Here is an 18,510-nt window from a genome sequence, read left to right as displayed (position 1 = left end):
AAGAGAGAGGGGGGGGCGGGGAGGAGTGAGCGGATTTGTGCCGACTGATTGGGTTGAGTGAGCGGATTTCCGCTTACCGCGTGAAGATCAAAAGCCCCTCACCCTAGCCCTCTCCCAGAGGGAGAGGGGACTGACCGAGGTGTTCTTGTGGGTTACATCGACCTGCAATATCGAGTCGAATACAGATTCGGGAAAGCATGGAGATCGGCTCCCTTCCCACTCGCCCCCCTGGGGGAGAGGGCTGGGGTGAGGGGGATGGATTTGAGCTACACCACAATCTCTGCCTCACTCCGCCAGAAACATCTCCCGACTCAACCCATGCCGCTGCATCTTTTCATTGAAGGTGCGGCGCGGCAGTTGCAGTTCTTCGAGCACGGCTTTGACATCACCCTTGTGCCGGGTCAGCGCCGCGCGCAGACATTGCGCTTCGAACGCTTCCTGCTGCGCCGCCAGCGATTGCCCCGGATCGATTCCGGCGACCGGTTCATCGAGCCCCAATACCTGACGTTCCGCGACGTTGGCCAGTTCGCGCACATTGCCCGGCCAGTCATGGCTGAGCAGGTGACTGAGCTGCGCACCGGTCAACGGCGGAAAGGTCCGGCCCAGACGCTGAGCGGCATTCTGCGCGAAGGTCTCGAACAGCAACGGAATGTCTTCGCGGCGATCGCGCAGCGGCGGCAAGCGCAGTTCTGCAACGTTGAGGCGATACGCCAGGTCCTCACGAAAACGCCCGGCGCGGGCTTCATCGAGCAGATCCGGTTTGGTCGCCGCGACAATGCGCAAATCAACGCGAATGCTCTGGTTCGAACCCAGCCGTTCAAGCTTTTGCTCCTGCAAGACCCGCAGCAATTTCACCTGCTGGGCCAGCGGCATGCTCTCGATCTCGTCGAGAAACAGCGTGCCGCCATCGGCATATTCCAGCTTGCCGATACGTTTGCCCGAGGCGCCGGTAAACGCGCCGCTCTCATGGCCGAACAGCTCGGCCTCGAACAGTTGCTCCGGGATCGCCGCGCAGTTCAGCGCCACGAAAGGTTTACCGGCGCGCGGGCCGAAATCATGCAGGCAACGCGCGACCAGTTCCTTGCCGCTGCCGGTTTCGCCCCGGATCAGCACGTTGACCGGCAACGTCGCCAGATCCAGCACCTGCCGACGCAATGTCTGCAAGCCGCGGGACACGCCGAGCAGCGTCGCATCGAGCTTTGCGCGGTTGTCGGCCAGTTCGTGCAAGGCACGGTTTTCCAGGACCAGGCGGCGTTTGTCCAGCGCCCGGCGCAGGCTGCCGAGCAGGGTTTCCGGGCTGAACGGTTTTTCCAGAAAGTCGTAGGCGCCATCGCGCATGGCTTCGACCGCCATCGGCACATCGCCATGGCCGGTAAGCAGAATCACCGGCAGATCGGCGTCGCGCTGTTGCACTTCGGCGAGCAGTTGCAAACCGTCCATGCCGGGCATGCGCACGTCGCTGAGGATCACCCCGGCAAAATGTTCCGGGAGCGCGGCGAGGCATTCTTCGGCCCGGCTGAACAATTGCACCTGAAACCCCGACAGGCTCAGCCACTGTTCAACGGCGTTGCGAATGCTGCTTTCGTCGTCGACCACCATCACCGAATTGAGCATCAGATGTGTGCCTCCAGATCGATTGGCAGGGTCAGGCTGAACACCGCGCCGTGGTCGCCATTCTCGACGCTCAGGCGCCCGCCGGATTCATGCACGATGGCGAAGGATACCGCCAGCCCCAGACCCAGACCATCGCCCACCGGTTTGGTGGTAAAGAACGGATCGAACACCTGGCCCAGATGTTCCTCGGCAATGCCGCCGCCGTTGTCGCTGACGCTGAGGCGCCACAATTGTTCATCGGCCTCCAGACGAATTTCCAGGCGCTTGCAGGCTTTACCCTGCATCGCATCCAGCGCGTTGCGCAGCAAATTGATCAACACTTGTTCCAGACGAATCGCATCACCGCGCACCCACGCCGGACGGGTCAGATGCAGCACCAGGCTGACCTGCTCGTCACGCAGGCGCGCATCGAGCAGTTGCAGCGATTGATCGACCACCGTCGCCAGATCCAGACGTTCGCGCAAGCCGCTCGGGCTTTTGCGGGCGAAGGTCTTGAGGTGGCCGGTGAGGGCAGCCATGCGCGTGAGCATGTCGTCCACCGGTTTCAGCGCCTTGTAGGCGTCATCGACGCGGCCATGTTCGAGCAGCAGGCGCAGAGTCGCCAGTTGCATGCGCTGGGCGGTCAGCGGTTGATTGATTTCGTGGGCCAGCGCGGCGGACATCTGCCCCAGCGCGGCGAGTTTGGCCGACTGCACCAGGCCTTCCTGCGCGGTGCGCAAATCGCGGGTGCGCTCCTCGACCAAACGCTCGAGTTCTTCGCGATTGCGCTGACGGACCTTGGCCAGCCGCCAGCGCTGATTGAGAAACAGCAACAAGAACACCAGCGCCAGCCACACACCGGCGGCGGCCAGCGCGGCGTTGCGCAAGTCCTCGAAGGCCACTTGCGGGCGGCGCAGCAGATGCAGGGTCCAGCCTTCGGTCGTCAGCGGCAGCGATTCCCACAAATAATCCGCCGTGCCTTGTGGACCTTCGACCCGGCGCAGATCGCTGTTGTCATCGAAGCGCCGTAGCGGCAAATGGGTCAGCGGCAGCAGCGATTGCTTGTCGTACTGACGCGTGGTTTTGATCTCAGCCAGATCATCGGCGCTCAACGGCCGCAAGGCGCGATAACGCCAGCCCGGCTGATTGGCGATAAAGATGATGCCGCGTGCATCGCTGACCAGCAGCGTGTCGCTGCCCTGGCTCCATTCACGTTCCAGTTCGGGAAATTCCAGCTTGACCACCATCGCGCCGAGAAACTCGTCGTTGTCGCCAAGTACGGCGCTGGAAAGGAAATAGCCGGGAATGCCGCTGGTCACGCCCACTGCGTAAAAACGCCCGGTGCCTTGGGTGCGGGTCTGGCTGAAGTAGGGACGGAAGCCGTAATTGTGGCCAACGTAACTGCTGGGCAAGCGCCAGTTGCTGGCGGCCACGGCCAGGCCTGTACGATCCAGCAGTTCAAGGGTCGAGGACTGCGCCGCACCGTTGATCTTTTCCAGCTTCACATTCAATGCCGCTTGCTGCGCAGCATCGACCGGTCCGGCCAGGGCCGAACGCAATTGCGGGTCCAGCGCCAGCACGGCGGGCAGGGCGCGATAGCGGTCGATCAGGGTGTGCAAGGAGTTGGCGTACAACCCCAGTTGCTGATTGGCGCGGGCCGCGTCTTCTTCCAGCGCCTGACGCTCGGCGTGGCGCATGGCGAGCGTCGCGGCAATGACCGTGCCGGCAATGATCAGCAGGGAATACAACGACAGACGCAGGGTACGGGAAGTCGGCAGCATGCTGGATCAAAGGTCGGCAGGACGGGCGGGCACGATAGCATGGGCCGAGATGGCCGGGCGCGCTGTTCGCGCCGGCCGTGTCTGCTAAACAGCTGTCTCCTGTACCTGACGTCGATGCACAAGATTCAACCTCGGCTTCGGCACCGGTCTTGCCTGAGGTTCGGCAGCGAGCGAGCGCTCCAGTTGCTGCAGTCGTTCAGTCACGCCTTGCGCCTCGCTCGGCGCTTCGATGATTGCCTGTGCGGTTTGCATGACTTTGTCGATGGCTTCGAACGGGTCTACACCATTCCTGGACAGCTTCATGACCTGACGCTGTTTTTCTGCATCCAGTGCGTCCAGTTGGGCATAGAACATCTTCTGGATGTGCTCGGAGTAGCTGCTGAGGTTATCCGTGAAGGTCTTGATGCTGTCGATAAGCGCAGCACCTCCATCAAGAAGAGCCCCCGCGCCGTCGACGGCTTTTGCAGCGCCGTCGCCCAGCGTTTTCAGCCCGTCCTTGAGCTCTTGGGTCTGCAATGTCTGCGCTGCTTTCAAACCTTTCTTGAAGAAGTGGTAACGCAATACCGGAAACACTATTGCCCCCGCGATTGCCCCTGCGCCGGAACCGATGGCGTTGCCGATTCCGGGTACTACGGTGCCGATGACACTGCCGATCGCGATGCCTTTGCCGATACCGTAAAAGACCGATTTGATGCCGGCCCGGGAGGTGATGAATTTGCCGAACGTCATGCTTTTGCGCACCTCCTCGATGTTCTGGCCTTCAGGAATCAGGCCATCGAACTCGGTGGTCAGGTTGTGCAATTGCTCCGCCGCAGTTTGCGCTTGATCAAAAATACCCACCGCTTTTCTGACCAGGTCAAACACCACTTTGGAGGCACCGGTCTGATCGACATGAACGATCGGGTTGTTACCGACGAATCCATACAGATTCAAACCGTCTACATCCCCCGCCGGGTCCGCACTGACCCAGCGCTGCAACCACGGCGCGTAATAGCGGGCGCCGTAGTAGTACAAACCGCTGACATCCATTTCCTTGCCGGAATACCGGATAAAGCGGTATTCGATTTCCGACTCCGGCGCCATCCACGCGGTTTCGCCGAACGGGTAATAGCCTTCTGCGCTGGTGACCACAGCGTCTTCATTGAGCTCCATCACGCAAGAGCCGAGGTGGTCTTCGAGGGTGTAACGCATCTGGTCGTCTATCGGCGCTGAACGTTGCGCCCAATGCAGGCAGCGCGCGTTACCGAGGCTGATGATGTGCAGCTCCTCGCCGTTGTCCTTGCTGCGAATTTCCAGCCCCGGCAGGTAGCGCACCTGGTGGAAGTGGCGGACCTTGTCGGTAAACCATTCATGACATTTGAGGACCCGCTGGCCGGCGCTGTACTGGTAATACTCGGCATCGTTATCGCTGTCCTGACGGATAACCAGATCCACGCGCTCCAGCTCATCACGCCTGCTCCATTGCAATGACGGACCGTGGCGCAGCTTGCGTTGATTGCCATGGGGGTCGAACCACATATCGAAGTCCGGCGGCTCGTCGCCCGTTTCCCAGCGCACCCCGCGATTGCTTTTCTGGTCGATGTACATCGTGCGGGTACGACTGTTGCCGTCGCGCTGATGACGCAATTCGGTCAGATTGCCGCCGTCGTCGTAGCTATACGTCTGGGTGTAATTGAGGCGGTTTCGCTCGTCGGGCGGTCGCGGCAGGCCAGGAATGTCCGGGGGCAGGGCGTCGTCATGACCGGTCGCGCGGATCAGGCGGTACAGGGAGTCGTAGTCGAATTCACGGTGGCCGTCGACCCGTTGATTGGCGAACCAGGTTGGCTCGAAGGCGTGGTCTTCGATGCGGATGATATTGCCGACGCGATCGTAGAAATATTGCAGATCCTGCAATCTGGAGTGAGCGGTTTTCTTACTGGTGCGCGTATGCAGGCGTCCATCGGCCGGGTCATACGTCCACTGACTCAGGACACCGTTACCGGCCAGTTGCGAGGTGATCTGATTGTTGGCGTTGTACCGCGCATCCAGCAAGACCTGCGTGACTTTCGTCTCGACTTGCAGTTCCATTTGCCTGAGTTGCCCGGCGAGACCGTAGCGCGATGCTCTGCGATGGCCGCCGGCATCGGTTTGCTCCAGCACCGTGCCCAGCGGGCTGAACACCTGATGGCTGGTGAAAGCCTGTGTGTCCTGGAAAGTTCGGGTTTCCTGCATCGGCTGGCCGGCGAGGGAATAGCTGGATATCGCCAGAACACCAGACGCATCGGTTTGCTTGATCAACCGTCCGCGCAGGTTGTGGTTGGTGGTGTCGGCGCCACCGGCGTAGAGGAAAGTTTCGACCTCTTCCTCTTCCTCCTCATCCTTTCTGGTGACCTGGAGTCTGACGACACGCAGCTGGTCGTCAAAGGTCGATCGCCAGGCATGGCCGCGCTCGTCCCAACGTTGCCGAGGCTCACCGGCCAGTCCCGGCAGTACCAAACGCCAGCCGGCATCGACGCTGTCGATTTTCAACACGATGCCGTTGAGCGAGTAGTGAGTAGTGAGGTTGGGTGCAGATAAGCGCGGATCCCGTTTTTCTAGCAGGCGCCCGGCAGGGTTGTGAGTCTGGCAGGTGATCAGGGGCTTGATTTCTCCATGCGTCGTTGCACACAGATAGGCAATATGCCTGACGACCAAAGCCCGGGGATCCTTGACCTGCACGCTTGGCGTATGGATATGCGTTGATCTATTCAAGGGCCAGGTGCTCATGATTTATCCAGGCGCAGAACCACGGTAAAACTGCCTGAAGGCAGGCGAACTTGTTTACGCCGTCTTTTGACCGTTGTATTGGCGATATCTGCCAATCAACTCGATACCGCGCCTTGCTTCGGCCATGCGCAAGGAAATTTCTTTCTTGATCCGATCCCGGCTGATTGAGCTGGAGTTCTGGGTTCCGACGCTACCTGTTGCAAGATCCAGCGCATAACCGAATGAGCCCACCAGACCTTGGTCATAAAATTCGTTGACTCCGATTTCGCTGAAAGCCGCATTGATGTCGCTTTGGTCCTGTTCAAGCAGGTCGATAATCAAACCCAACGCTGCCTCGAGGTCATCAATTTCGATATCCCTTAAACCAGCCAGCGCTGTGGCTGTGTCCTTTCCAGAGTAAGCAATGGCCATCATGTCACTTGCAGCGGGTATCTGCGCAAACTTGCTGAGCGTTTTCTCGGCCACTGTTTCGATCAGCTTGTTTGCTCCCTCGGAAGTCCGAGGATCATATGATCTGGCTATTTTTTTTGCGTATCTCAGAGGGGTTAAAATGCCTGTTGTGGCGTTGCTGTGAATGCTCTCGGGATTCAGTTTTTTGGCATTGGGCAGGACGGGAGTGGAAACAGTTGTAATTTCGCCGAGTTTGTCGATTGCCGCGCCGGAGATTTTTGAGGCGACGATCCCTCCGATAAATGTCCCGACTCCGGGCAATATCAGCGTCCCAAGTGCTTCGCCGCCTTTCCCTGCTGTCGTGGTGGCAACTCCCTTGCCAATGTTGAAGCCTGTGTTTATGGCCATGCGTTTGGAAATGTCCGTAGCGCTGAACAGTCCGTTCAATTGCCGATTGTACGTTTGCAGCTCATTGCCCAGGTTATCCAGGACTTTTGCGTAGGTCGCGATGTCCTGCCTGACGTCAGACGGTAAGTCTTTTTTGTTACCGTCGTTATCGATGAACAGAATCGGGTTGTTACCGACAAAACCATACAGATTCAACCCATCCACATCCCCCGCCGGGTCCGCACTGACCCAACGCTGCAACCACGGCGCGTAATAGCGGGCGCCGTAGTAGTACAAACCGCTGAAATCCATTTCCTTACCGGAATATCGGATGAAGCGGTATTCGATTTCCGATTCCGGCGCCATCCACGCGGTTTCGCCGAACGGGTAATAGCCTTCTGCGCTGGTGACCACAGCGTCTTCATTGAGCTCCATCACGCAAGAGCCGAGGTGGTCTTCGAGGGTGTAACGCATCTGGTCGTCTATCGGCGCTGAACGTTGCGCCCAATGCAGGCAGCGCGCGTTACCGAGGCTGATGATGTGCAGCTCCTCGCCGTTGTCCTTGCTGCGAATTTCCAGCCCCGGCAGGTAGCGCACCTGGTGGAAGTGGCGGACCTTGTCGGTAAACCATTCATGACATTTGAGGACCCGCTGGCCGGCGCTGTACTGGTAATACTCGGCATCGTTATCGCTGTCCTGACGGATAACCAGATCCACGCGCTCCAGCTCATCACGCCTGCTCCATTGCAATGACGGACCGTGGCGCAGCTTGCGTTGATTGCCGTGCGGGTCGAAGCAGGTACCGAAGTCCGGCGGCTCGTCGCCCGTTTCCCAGCGCACCCCGCGATTGCTTTGATCGTCGATGCACATGCGCCGGGTGCGGCTGGCGCCGTCGCGCTGATGACGCAGTTCGATCAGGTTGCCGCCATCGTCGTAGCTATACGTCTGGGTGTAGTTGAGGCGGTTTTTCTCGTCGGGCGGTCGCGGCAGGCCGGGAATGTCCGGGGGCAGCGCGTCGTCATGACCGGTCGCGCGGACCAACCGGTACAGGGAGTCGTAGCTGAATTCGCGGTGGCCGTCGACCCGTTGATTGGCGAACCAGACGGGCTCGAAGGCGTGGTCTTCGATGCGCATGATATTGCCGACGCGATCGTATAAATATTGCAGATCCTGCAATCTGGAGTGAGCGGTTTTCTGACTGGTGCGCGTATGCAGGCGTCCATCGGCCGGATCATACGTCCACTGACTCAGGACGCCGTTACCGGCCAGTTGCGAGGTGAGCTGATTGTTGGCGTTGTACTGCGCATCCAGCAAGACCTGCGTGACTTTCGTCTCGACTTGCAGTTCCATTTGCCTGAGTTGCCCGGCGAGACCGTAGCGCGATGCTCTACGATGGCCGCCGGCATCGGTCTGTTCAAGTACGGCGCCAAGCGGACTGAACACCTGATGGCTGGTGAACGCTTCGTTATCGTGAAAAGTGCGCTTTTCCACCAGTGCCTGTCCGGTGAGGGCATAGCCGGTGATGTCCAGCGAACCTGACGGATCTGTCTGCCGGATCAACCGGCCGCGCAGGTTGGAGCCCGCTCCCGCAGAGCCTGGGGCGTACGTGAAGGTATCGAACTGATTTTCGCCGTTTCCCGAAACTTCGAGCTGCACCACGCGCAATTGCTCGTCAAAGGTCGACTGCCAGACGTGCCCGCGCTCATCCCAACGGTGTCCGGGCTCCCCGGCCCTGCCCGGCAGCAGCAGGCGCCAGCCGCTATCCTGGCTGTTGGTAAACACGGCGATATCGTTCAGCGCAAACACGCTGGTTGTGTTTGCTGTCGGCAGGCGCGGATCCTGTTGCGCGACCAGGCGCCCGGCGACATCGTGGCGCTGGCGGGTCACGAGAGCTTTCGGCGTGTCACCCGCCACGGTACGCAAATAAGCGACCTGACGGACTGGCAGGCCACGTCCGTCGCTGGCTGTCAGCGAAGGCGTGCGCCAATGCGCGGAGGCGGTCATGAGCCTGACCCGCGCGTAAACATCACCTCTTCAGCGGTGTCGTTGAAGTCCTCACTGGCGTGATACCAGGGATGATAAGTCTCGCGGGAAAAGTCGCCCTTGGCGTTGATCAGCTTGATCGGACGCCCCGTTGCGTCATAGAACAGCTGATCGAACAACCCGAGTTGGCGCAGCGATTGATCATTGACGTAGCGGTGGGTGTTGGCGAAAAACGGCCGGTATTGGCGCTGCGGCAGACCTTTGTTGTTGTATTCGACGCGTTCACTGATGCGCCAGCGTGTCTGCGTCGGTTGCTCACCTTCTTCGATGAGCAACTCACCATCCTCACCCACCACATAAGCCAACCCCGGATCGACCTTCTGCTGGGTTTGCAGTACTCGACCAAAGCCGTCGACGCAGGTTTTGACGATCTGGATCTGCGCCTTTATGGCGTCGTACGGATAGCGGTCGGCGCTGAGCACTACGGTGTGAACCGGTTCTCGGTAAGCCAGTTCGATGGCCATGAGCAATTGCCGGTCTTCAGTCGTCAGACCGGGATTTCGCGCAAGCCGGCGACGTGCGCTGGCACGGATATGCCCGCCGGGCAACAGGTCACCTTGCTCGATCGAGCGGCTTTGAAGTGTGGAGGCGGGTATCAGGCCCATCCAGCTGAAAAGGTTTTTGTGCAGAGTGCTCGCTGCGTGTCCTACGGTATCTTCCGGAAACTCAATGGCGTATTCCGGACTGGGATCCGGCAAGGTCCAGTCATCGGTCAGCTTGTCGAATCCGGCAGGTTTGCCGTTCTCGGTACCGTGAAAGCTGATGATCAGTGGCTGACCGGAAGGCTCGTAGATGACTTCTTCAGTGTTGTCATTGGCGTCGGTGATTCGCTTGGGTTTCAGGGCGTGATAATCGAACTCCGCGACCTGAACGGCACAACCGTCGGGCAATTCCATGCGCATGACCGTCAGATAGTGTTGATCGTATTCGGCTTTGGTCACGCCATGGCTTGGCGTTTCATTGAAATCGAGCACGTTGTAGAACGCTTGCAAGTCGCCGTACCGGGCCAGATTGAACCGCGACGACCAGAGGTTTGGTTCCTCGCTGGGCGGTGCTTCGAACAGCAGTTGCATGGGTGAGTAACCAATTGCCGCGAGGGCCTCGCGGATATTCAGGTCCGGCACAATGCTGTAAGCGTCCAGCGCGGTTTTATCCAGCAGGGCAAGCTCCAGAGAGTGCGACAGCGCTTCGAATCCGGCGACGCCGTCATCCAGTTCAGTACCTTCTACGTCCACATAGCGCTGTATGGATTGCGAAGTCAGTACCCTTTCCATGGCCCATTCTTGCGTATCCTGCAGCTCTCTCAGTGATTCGAAAGACACCCGTGCCGGGTTCAACTCGCCGGGGAGCGTACCTTTGGCCAATTTCAGCGCATCGCCCCGTTCCAGATACGGCAAGCCCAATCGCCATTGCTGTGGCTCTGGCAGATTGATCAGACGTGCACGGGTTTCACTGATGTAAAAGTATTGCTGCGCCTCGTCGTGAGCGTCGGACCACCATTGATTCAGATGGTCTTCGGTGAAGGGGGGCGGGCTCTGGGCGGTCAACCTGCGCGCATAGCTCACCGTAAGTGCGTGGGTCGCGGCGCCATAAGCGTTCCAGCGCAGGGTGACATCGTGGCGGCACAGCGGGTCGTTGATAAAACCGTCGTACTGATAGCTGATGGCTTCGACCTGAAGGGGCAGCAGAACGGCTGCGGCATATAGCCCCTGCGGCCGCACCTCGCGAACCAGATAGCGCTTCTCTTCTACCGAGTACAGTGCGGCTGCACCGGGCGCCTGCGCATCGGCGCGGTAGGGGAAAATTTCTGTTCGAGCGACCGAGCCAACCAGTGCCTGCGCAATCCGATAGCGACTGTCGGAGCCCTCCGGGGTGACGGGCTCATCGATTTCACCTTTGGGGTGGTAACGACTGAACAGGGTTTCGCCCAACGGGCAGGCGTCCACATCCGCGCTGAAATAATCGTCGCGGGAGCGATTGATTTCCTGACCGTTGTGAAACCAGGTGCATGTTTGCACCGGCTCGCTGAAGCCAGGCTCTGAAGGATCGGTTCCAACCTCGCAGTCAAGTTGCTGCAAGTAGCCGAACCCGCGAAATTCCCTCTCCCTGCCGTCGTAGAACCCTTCGCGCCAAGTGAACGACTGGGTCAACCGGTTGCCGGTGATCTCGTCGTGCTGCTCCTGTTTTTTCACCACGGCCAGCGGAAATGGCAGGTGACATACCGGTGCACGCTCAAGCGCCAGCAGCCGCTCCTTTTCATCCAGCCATTCCTGAGCCGAGCTGCGATAAGTCACGCTGCTGGAACAGCCCATGTTGTTGTTACTGTTGACCAGCAGGTAGGGCTTGGCTGCAACAAAATCGTAGCGCCAATGCCGCGGCTGGATATGCGGCACCGTCAGAATCAGGCTGGCGCAACCGAGGCCTTGCAGGTCGGCGAAACTGACCTGGCACAAACGGTCATAGCGCACGTCTTCAGGCCACGGCACGCTGACGGGAATCTGCTCCAGGCCGTTGCCGCCCCGGTTCAGGTAAATGTCGAACCCTTCGGAGTTGAGATAGATCAGCGCGGGCGCGCCGGAGCCATCGAGATCGGCCAGACGTACTCGCGAGGCGTCGAATTCTTCATGGGTGAAGGGCAGGGCGCTGATCTTGCGACCTTTTCCGAATTTGCCATGACCAAGATTCGGCCAGCAGCGGACCTCGTCATGGCGGATGCGGCACAGCTCGGGCATGTCGCTGCCGAGCAGGTTGCCCAGAAGCACCAGTTCTGTTCGCGAGTTGCTGAACACTGGCAGACGGTCGTCTGCGTATTCATGGGGGATTTCCTGTGCGGCGGCGAAGCCTTTTTCGCGCAGGCTGGCATAGAGGCGCACGCGGTCGGGGCTGAAGCTGGCCGCTGACATCAGCCCGTCGCCGCTGAAATCCCCCATGGTCAAAGTCAGATCCTGGTGTTCCCGGGGAAACGTGTCGAACGCGCTGAACAATTCGAATTGCCGCTGCGCATTCAGCGCATGAAACCCGCAGTAACCCAACCGGGCGATGATCAGGTCCAGGCGGCCGTCGCCGGTCAGATCAAGCAGTTGCGCCACGGCGCGGTTGCGATCTGCCACCGGGATCTTGTCCAGCAGAGCCCATGGGCCGTAACCGATCAGTTCGGTACCAGGCGCCGCGCGCAGCGGTTCACGGTAATACCAGGCGTTGTTGTAGCGGCAGAGAAAGCCCGGCACGCCCTCGCCATACAGATCGACGCATTGATAGAACCCGCCGTCTTCGATGCCCGGTTGAGTCTCGTTTTCCAACAGGCGTGCGGGTGTCTGATTGATCTCGAAGGGCGAGTATTCGAACTCTAGCGGCGGTGAGTGCTCGACATTGCCTTGCGCATCGAAGGCCTGATAGTGCGCCGCGCTGATCTGGCTGTAGGCCCACTGCGCAGGGTTCTGGATCGGTCGATATTCCAGCAGCAGGCGACGTGCAAGTTTTGCCTCTGTCGCCAGCCCTTCGGGGAAGTGATGAAACATCAACACTTGCTGGCACAGCCTGCGGGTGCTCAGTTCAAAACCCTGGCCATAGGTGGAAAACGGATCCGGTCGCAGCCGCCAGCGGTTCACTTCTTCGTAGCTCGGGGTCTCCGTCAGCGAACTGCTGCGTTCGCCGTAATCGAACACCAGTTGAAAATGCCATGGCAGATCCGTCGGCCGGTCAGTGTCCCAGCTGTAAAGGCGATCGCTCGCCGTGGCATTGCCGTAACACACCCGGCGCAGATAGCGCTGGGCGCGGTAGTCGTGAATGGGGTCTTGCTCGTCAGGCTGATCGTCGGCCTTGTACTCGTAGCAGATGTGTTCGCCATGGTCATTCATGCTTTCACACAGCAGCCAGCTACTGATGCGCGATTCGTCGTCGGGGTCGGCACGGCGTGAGGCGCTGGTTTTGCCGTAGACATGCAACGTACCGTCGGCGCCGTGGATCAGCCAGAAAGGGGCTCCACCGTCAGCCGGATGCCAGCATTCGCGCAGGGAAAAATCACTTTCGATCCGCGCCCGGTAGATCACGACGTTGTGCTCAGGAATGGGGCGATCCCTGTAGCTGTGTTCCGTGCGCGACTTCAGGTTTCCGGCATCATCGAGCTCCGGCATCCATACCTCGCCGTCATGCCCGATGATTTCATCGTGCTCGGTATAACGTGGAACACCTTTATTGGTGCGGCGGCTGATCTGGCTCAGGCCCAGGTTGCAACCGAGGCCAAACGGGCTGTTACCGCTCTGGCTGTTGATTGACAGGGATATTTGCGGATCGTAACCACGACCGCTCGATAGCGGAATCGGCAATTCGCATCCAGCCGAGGCGGTGGGACCGACGGCGCTCCAGCTCTTGCCGATGGTGGCGATCGATGAGCTCTTGGCGATGGAGGGAGCTGTGATGCTGAGGTCTTGATCGGCCATGGTCGAGTCCATTCGCGCTACATAGGGCGTATGGATAGACGCTAACAGGAGTGGGCCAGAGATGGACCTGTCAGATCTGACAGGTGCGCAAGATCATTTTCTGTGCTTGGGACATTCTGTTATCGCGATTGGTTTGAACAAGCAAAAACGGCCGGGGCATCTTTGCGGATGCGCCGGCCGTCTTCATGACGCCAGAGGCTTACTGCACTTCTACCGCCAGGCTTTCGCTGATCTTCTGTTGCCAGATCGCCGGGCCAGTGATGTGTACCGACTCACCTTTGCTGTCCACCGCTACGGTGACCGGCATGTCCTTTACCTCGAACTCGTAGATCGCTTCCATGCCCAGCTCGGCAAATGCCAGCACCTTGGACTTCTTGATCGCTTGCGCAACCAGGTAAGCGGCGCCGCCGACAGCCATCAGGTACACGGCCTTGTTGTCCTTGATCGCTTCGATCGCAGTCGGGCCGCGCTCGGATTTGCCGATCATGCCCAGCAGGCCGGTCTGCTCGAGGATCTGGCGGGTGAACTTGTCCATCCGCGTTGCGGTGGTCGGGCCGGCCGGGCCAACCACTTCGTCACCGACCGGATCAACCGGGCCGACGTAATAGATGAAACGACCTTTCAGATCCACCGGCAGGGTTTCACCCTTGTTGAGCATCTCGACCATGCGCTTGTGCGCGGCGTCGCGACCGGTGAGCATCTTGCCGTTGAGCAGCACGGTTTCGCCCGGCTTCCAGCTCTGCACCTCTTCCGGGGTCAGGGTGTCGAGGTTGACGCGACGGGCCGACGGGCCGGCTTCCCAGACGATTTCCGGGTAGGCGTCCAGCGGTGGCGCTTCCAGCGAGGCCGGACCGGAACCGTCGAGCACGAAGTGCGCGTGACGAGTGGCGGCGCAGTTGGGGATCATGCACACCGGCAAGGATGCGGCGTGGGTCGGGTAATCCATGATCTTCACGTCGAGCACGGTGGTCAGGCCACCGAGGCCCTGGGCGCCGATGCCCAACTGGTTGACCTTCTCGAACAGTTCCAGACGCATTTCTTCGATGCGGTTCTGCGGACCACGGGCCTTCAGCTCGTGGATGTCGATGGATTCCATCAACACTTCCTTGGCCATCACTGCGGCCTTCTCGGCGGTGCCGCCGATGCCGATACCCAGCATGCCCGGTGGGCACCAGCCGGCGCCCATGGTCGGCACGGTCTTCAATACCCAGTCGACGATCGAGTCGGACGGGTTGAGCATGGCCATTTTCGACTTGTTCTCGGAACCGCCGCCCTTGGCCGCCACGTCCACTTCCACGGTGTTACCCGGGACGATGGAGTAGTGAATTACGGCCGGGGTGTTGTCCTTGGTGTTCTTGCGAGCGCCTGCAGGGTCGGCAAGGATCGATGCCCGCAGGACGTTTTCCGGCAGGTTGTAAGCGCGACGCACGCCTTCGTTGATCATGTCGTCCAGGCCCATGGTGGCGCCATCCCAGCGCACGTCCATGCCGACACGGACGAACACGGTGACGATACCGGTGTCCTGGCAGATCGGGCGATGGCCGGTGGCGCACATGCGCGAGTTGATCAGGATCTGCGCCATCGAATCACGGGCCGCTGGCGATTCTTCGCGCAGGTAGGCTTCGTGCATCGCCTGGATGAAATCCACGGGGTGGTAATAGGAAATGAACTGCAGGGCGTCGGCAACGCTCTGAATCAGGTCATCTTGCTTGATCACGGTCATGAGTCGCGCTCCTCTGAAAACGGTGGGGAAGCTACAGGCTTCTAGCTTCGAGCGGCAAGTTAAAGCATTACGCGGACAGCTTGAGCTTGCCGCTTGAGGCTTGCGGCTTATGGCTGTCCCTTTGTGGCGCGACGCTAAAAAGGCGCGGCAGTATACCGCGCCTCGGTGGTGGGGGCACATTGGCTTTTGGTCGGATGACCCTGTGGCGAGGGGATTTATCCCCGCTCGGCTGCGCAGCAGTCGTAAAACCTGTGAGCTCAGTGTGATTGACAGGTTGCAGGGGGCCACTTCGCAGCCCATCGAAGAGAAATCCCCTCACCACAGGGACCTGGTGCGGGCATCAATGCAGCTCATTCAGGTCATGCATTTGACGTCAATTTTCGAGCCCGAAAATCGGTGGTCATTTAGCGACCGGCCCTCTAAAGTGGCATCCGGTCTGTAGAGTAGGACACTCGGTCAGCCTCCTATCGCACGGTGAGTCAACGATTGACCCATAACGCCATTCAACGCCTTTTGCTCAAACGCTTCGCCCTCGCTGCGGCCACCTACGGATTGGCTCTGCTGCTGCTGTGGCTGGCGTTTTTCACCGGGCATTACCAGCAATCGCTCAGTGGCGTGGCCATCGGCAGCGCGCTGGTGGTGATCAGTCAGGCGAGCCTTTTCGCGATGTTTTGGAGCGGGCGCAACCAGCGCTTCGCCGACCCCAGCCTGACCGAAGCGCAAGTGCTGATGGGGCTGGGCTGGCAGACGTGGCTGATCGCCCATGTCGACGAGGCACGCGGCGCGTTTCTGGTGTTCTATGTGCTGATTCTGCTGTTCGGCCTGTTCCATCTCACCCGACGAGTGTTCATCCGCTGTGCGCTGTTGGTGTTTTTCAGTTTTTCCGCGATTACCCTGTGGGACGCGTATCACTTCCGCTTGGCCGAGCCTGCGCTCGCGGCTTTGCAGGTGTGCATTCTGGCGATGGTTTTGGCGTGGCTGGTGCTTTACGCACGCTTTGTCCAGGTCTCGCGGCAACGTCAGCGTCAGCGCCGGTTTGCCTTGCAGGCGCATCAGGACACCCTGCGCGGGATGATGCGCCAGCTTGAAGATCTGGTGGCCACCGACGAACTGACCGGGCTGTTCAATCGCCGGCATTTCCTGCGCATCGCCTCGCGCGAGCTGAACGCGTTGGACAGCGACGTGATGCACGGGCTGGCGCTGATCGATCTGGACCACTTCAAACGCATCAACGATCTGCACGGCCACGCCGCCGGCGATCAGGTGTTGCAGGCGTTTGCCGGTGTGGCGCAAGCCTGCCTGCGCGACGGTGACGTGCTGGCGCGCTATGGTGGCGAAGAATTCGTGGTGCTGGTGCCCGACTGTGATGCCGAACGCCTGACCGCGTGTTGCGAGCGTTTGCGCATCGCCTTCAGCGAGGTGGAATTGATGGGCCTGCAAGTGCGCAACCTGAGCCTGTCGGCGGGCATGACCCTGCTGTCCGTTGGCGATGATCTGGATGAGGCGTTGCAGCGTGCCGATCAGGCGCTGTACCGGGCCAAGCGTGACGGGCGCAATCGTTGTGCCGCCGCGTGGGAGAACGTCGATGCCTGAATTGCGCGTCGGTGATCGGCAGTGGACGGTTGAGGCTGGGAGCAATCTGCTCGATGCCCTCAACCACAACGGCGTTGCCGTGCCCTACAGCTGTCGCGCCGGCAGTTGCCATGCCTGTCTGGTGCAATGCATCCGAGGTGTGCCCAGCGACAACCGCCCGGATGCCTTGAGTGCCGAGCAACGTCAGGACGGTTGGCGCCTGGCCTGCCAATGCCAAGTGGTCGAAGACTTGCAGGTGCATACCTTCGACCCGATTACTGACGGTCTGCCGGCCTTGGTCGAAGCGCTGGACTGGCTCAGCGACAGCGTTCTGCGCCTGCGCCTGACCCCGCAGCGGCCACTGCGCTACAACGCCGGCCAGCATCTGGTGCTGTGGATCGGCCACATCGCCCGCCCGTACTCGCTGGCGAGCCTGCCGCAAGAAGACCGCTTCCTCGAGTTTCACCTCGACTGCCGCCAGCCCGGCGAATTCATCGATGCCGCCCGCAAGCTCCAGATCGGCGACTCGATCCGCCTCGGCGAGCTGCGCGGTGGCGCTTTGCACTATGACCCGGACTGGCATGCGCGCCCGCTGTGGCTGCTGGCCGCCGGTACCGGTTTAGGTCCGTTGTTCGGTGTGCTGCGCGAAGCCTTGCGTCAGGATCACCAAGGCGCCATCCGCGTCATTCACCTGGCCCATGACGAACGCGAGCACTATCTGGCCAAACCCCTTTCTGCACTGGCTGCGCAGCGGGAAAACCTCAGTGTCGAGCTGTGGACCGCGGCCGAGTCGGCCGCCGCTTTGGCGCAACTGCGCCTTGTTTCCCGGCAGACCCTGGCCTTAGTCTGCGGCTCGACGGCCAGTGTCGACGCTTTCGCCAAGCGTCTGTACCTGGCCGGATTGCCGCGCAATCAACTGCTGGCCGACGTGTTTGTGAGCCGTGGTTGAGCGCTGATTTTCAGACGCGAGACACGCCATGACCGAAGCCATCCTGCTGGAACGCGAACGCGGTTTACTGACCCTGCGCCTCAACCGCCCGTGCAAGAAAAACGCCCTGACCCGCGCCATGTACAGCCGCCTCGCCGAAGCACTGAAACAGGCCGACGGTGACCCGGCAATCAACGCCGTGCTGATCACTGGCAGTGCCGAGTGCTTCACCGCCGGCAACGACATCGCCGACTTTATCGAGCAACCGCCGAGCGACCTCGACAGCCCGGTGTTCCACTTCATGCTTAACCTGCTCGAATGCCGCAAACCAGTGATCGCCGCCGTCGCCGGTGCAGCGGTAGGCATCGGAACGACGATGTTGCTGCACTGCGATCTGGTCTATGTCAGCCGCGACGCCCGGCTGCGCATGCCGTTCGTCAACCTCGGATTGTGTCCCGAATTCGGTTCCAGCCTGATCCTGCCGCGTTTGCTTGGGCAGGCGAAAGCGGCTGAGTTATTGCTGCTTGGGGAAGGCTTCAACGGCGAACAGGCTGCGCAGTGGGGGATCGCCACCGAAGCGCTGGACAGCGGTGAAGCGGCGTTGAGCAAGGCGCGAGAAGTGGCGCTGCGGTTTGATGAATTGCCGGCCGAAGCGGTGCGCATCAGCAAGCAATTGATGCGAGCGCCGGATCGGGATCTGCTGCGCAAGGTGATCGAGGAGGAGGGTGCGTTGTTCACCCAGCGCCTGCGTTCGCCGGAGGCGGTGGCGGCGTTGAGCAGGTTTTTTCGGTGACGGTCAAGACGCCTTCGCGAGCAGGCTCGCTCCCACGGGGGAACGCATTTCAAAGTTGGTAGCGAGCCTGCTCGCGAAAGGGGTTGACCAGACCGTAAAACTCTCAATCAGGGGCA

General features: G+C 60.3%; 9 protein-coding genes. 3 read left to right on the top strand and 6 right to left on the bottom strand.

Annotated features, from left to right (window positions below):
- Nucleotides 1-285: 285 nt before the first annotated feature.
- From D8U70_RS27675 to D8U70_RS27650, 6 genes are all read right to left on the bottom strand, one after another.
- Nucleotides 286-1,614 carry a sigma-54 dependent transcriptional regulator gene (locus tag D8U70_RS27675; RefSeq protein ID WP_130930213.1) on the bottom strand — a complete coding sequence of 443 codons (1,329 nt, stop codon included), beginning with the start codon at nucleotides 1,612-1,614 and terminating at the stop codon, nucleotides 286-288.
- Nucleotides 1,614-3,374 (bottom strand): ATP-binding protein, encoded by a 1,761-nt coding sequence (locus tag D8U70_RS27670; protein WP_125917718.1) that lies wholly within the window; start codon nucleotides 3,372-3,374, stop codon nucleotides 1,614-1,616. Before D8U70_RS27670 ends, D8U70_RS27675 begins: the two co-directional genes overlap by 1 nt.
- Nucleotides 3,375-3,458: 84 nt before the next feature.
- Entirely contained in the window at nucleotides 3,459-6,119 is a 2,661-nt protein-coding gene (locus tag D8U70_RS27665) for an RHS repeat-associated core domain-containing protein (protein ID WP_130930212.1), read from the bottom strand.
- 54 nt (nucleotides 6,120-6,173) lie between these two features.
- Nucleotides 6,174-8,900: an RHS repeat-associated core domain-containing protein gene (locus tag D8U70_RS27660; RefSeq protein WP_130930211.1), complete on the bottom strand. Its 2,727-nt coding sequence runs from the start codon at nucleotides 8,898-8,900 to the stop codon at nucleotides 6,174-6,176.
- On the bottom strand, nucleotides 8,897-13,378 hold the full coding sequence (locus D8U70_RS27655) for a SpvB/TcaC N-terminal domain-containing protein (RefSeq protein ID WP_130930210.1): 4,482 nt from the start codon (nucleotides 13,376-13,378) through the stop codon (nucleotides 8,897-8,899). The genes D8U70_RS27660 and D8U70_RS27655 overlap by 4 nt, the downstream gene beginning before the upstream one ends.
- 199 nt (nucleotides 13,379-13,577) lie before the next feature.
- The gene (locus tag D8U70_RS27650; RefSeq protein WP_024014122.1) at nucleotides 13,578-15,101 is read right to left on the bottom strand and encodes a fumarate hydratase; all 1,524 of its coding nucleotides are present in this window, start codon (nucleotides 15,099-15,101) and stop codon (nucleotides 13,578-13,580) included.
- Between the two features lie 486 nt (nucleotides 15,102-15,587).
- Between D8U70_RS27650 and D8U70_RS27645 the strand changes: the two genes are divergently transcribed.
- Genes D8U70_RS27645 through D8U70_RS27635 form a run of 3 tightly spaced genes read left to right on the top strand, consistent with a single transcriptional unit; the run spans nucleotide 15,588 to nucleotide 18,394 of the window.
- Nucleotides 15,588-16,694, top strand: a complete 1,107-nt coding sequence (locus D8U70_RS27645; RefSeq protein ID WP_073471934.1) for a GGDEF domain-containing protein — start codon at nucleotides 15,588-15,590, stop codon at nucleotides 16,692-16,694.
- Nucleotides 16,687-17,622: an iron-sulfur-binding ferredoxin reductase gene (locus tag D8U70_RS27640; protein WP_130930209.1), complete on the top strand. Its 936-nt coding sequence runs from the start codon at nucleotides 16,687-16,689 to the stop codon at nucleotides 17,620-17,622. Before D8U70_RS27645 ends, D8U70_RS27640 begins: the two co-directional genes overlap by 8 nt.
- A 28-nt stretch (nucleotides 17,623-17,650) precedes the next feature.
- Nucleotides 17,651-18,394, top strand: a complete 744-nt coding sequence (locus D8U70_RS27635) for an enoyl-CoA hydratase-related protein (RefSeq protein WP_130930208.1) — start codon at nucleotides 17,651-17,653, stop codon at nucleotides 18,392-18,394.
- Nucleotides 18,395-18,510: the final 116 nt, after the last annotated feature.

The organism is Pseudomonas sp. Sample_20 (assembly GCF_004307585.1).
Lineage (GTDB): Bacteria > Pseudomonadota > Gammaproteobacteria > Pseudomonadales > Pseudomonadaceae > Aquipseudomonas > Aquipseudomonas atacamensis.
The sequence above is the reverse complement of the archived record's forward strand: the minus strand, read 5'-3'. Positions and strand labels throughout refer to the sequence as shown.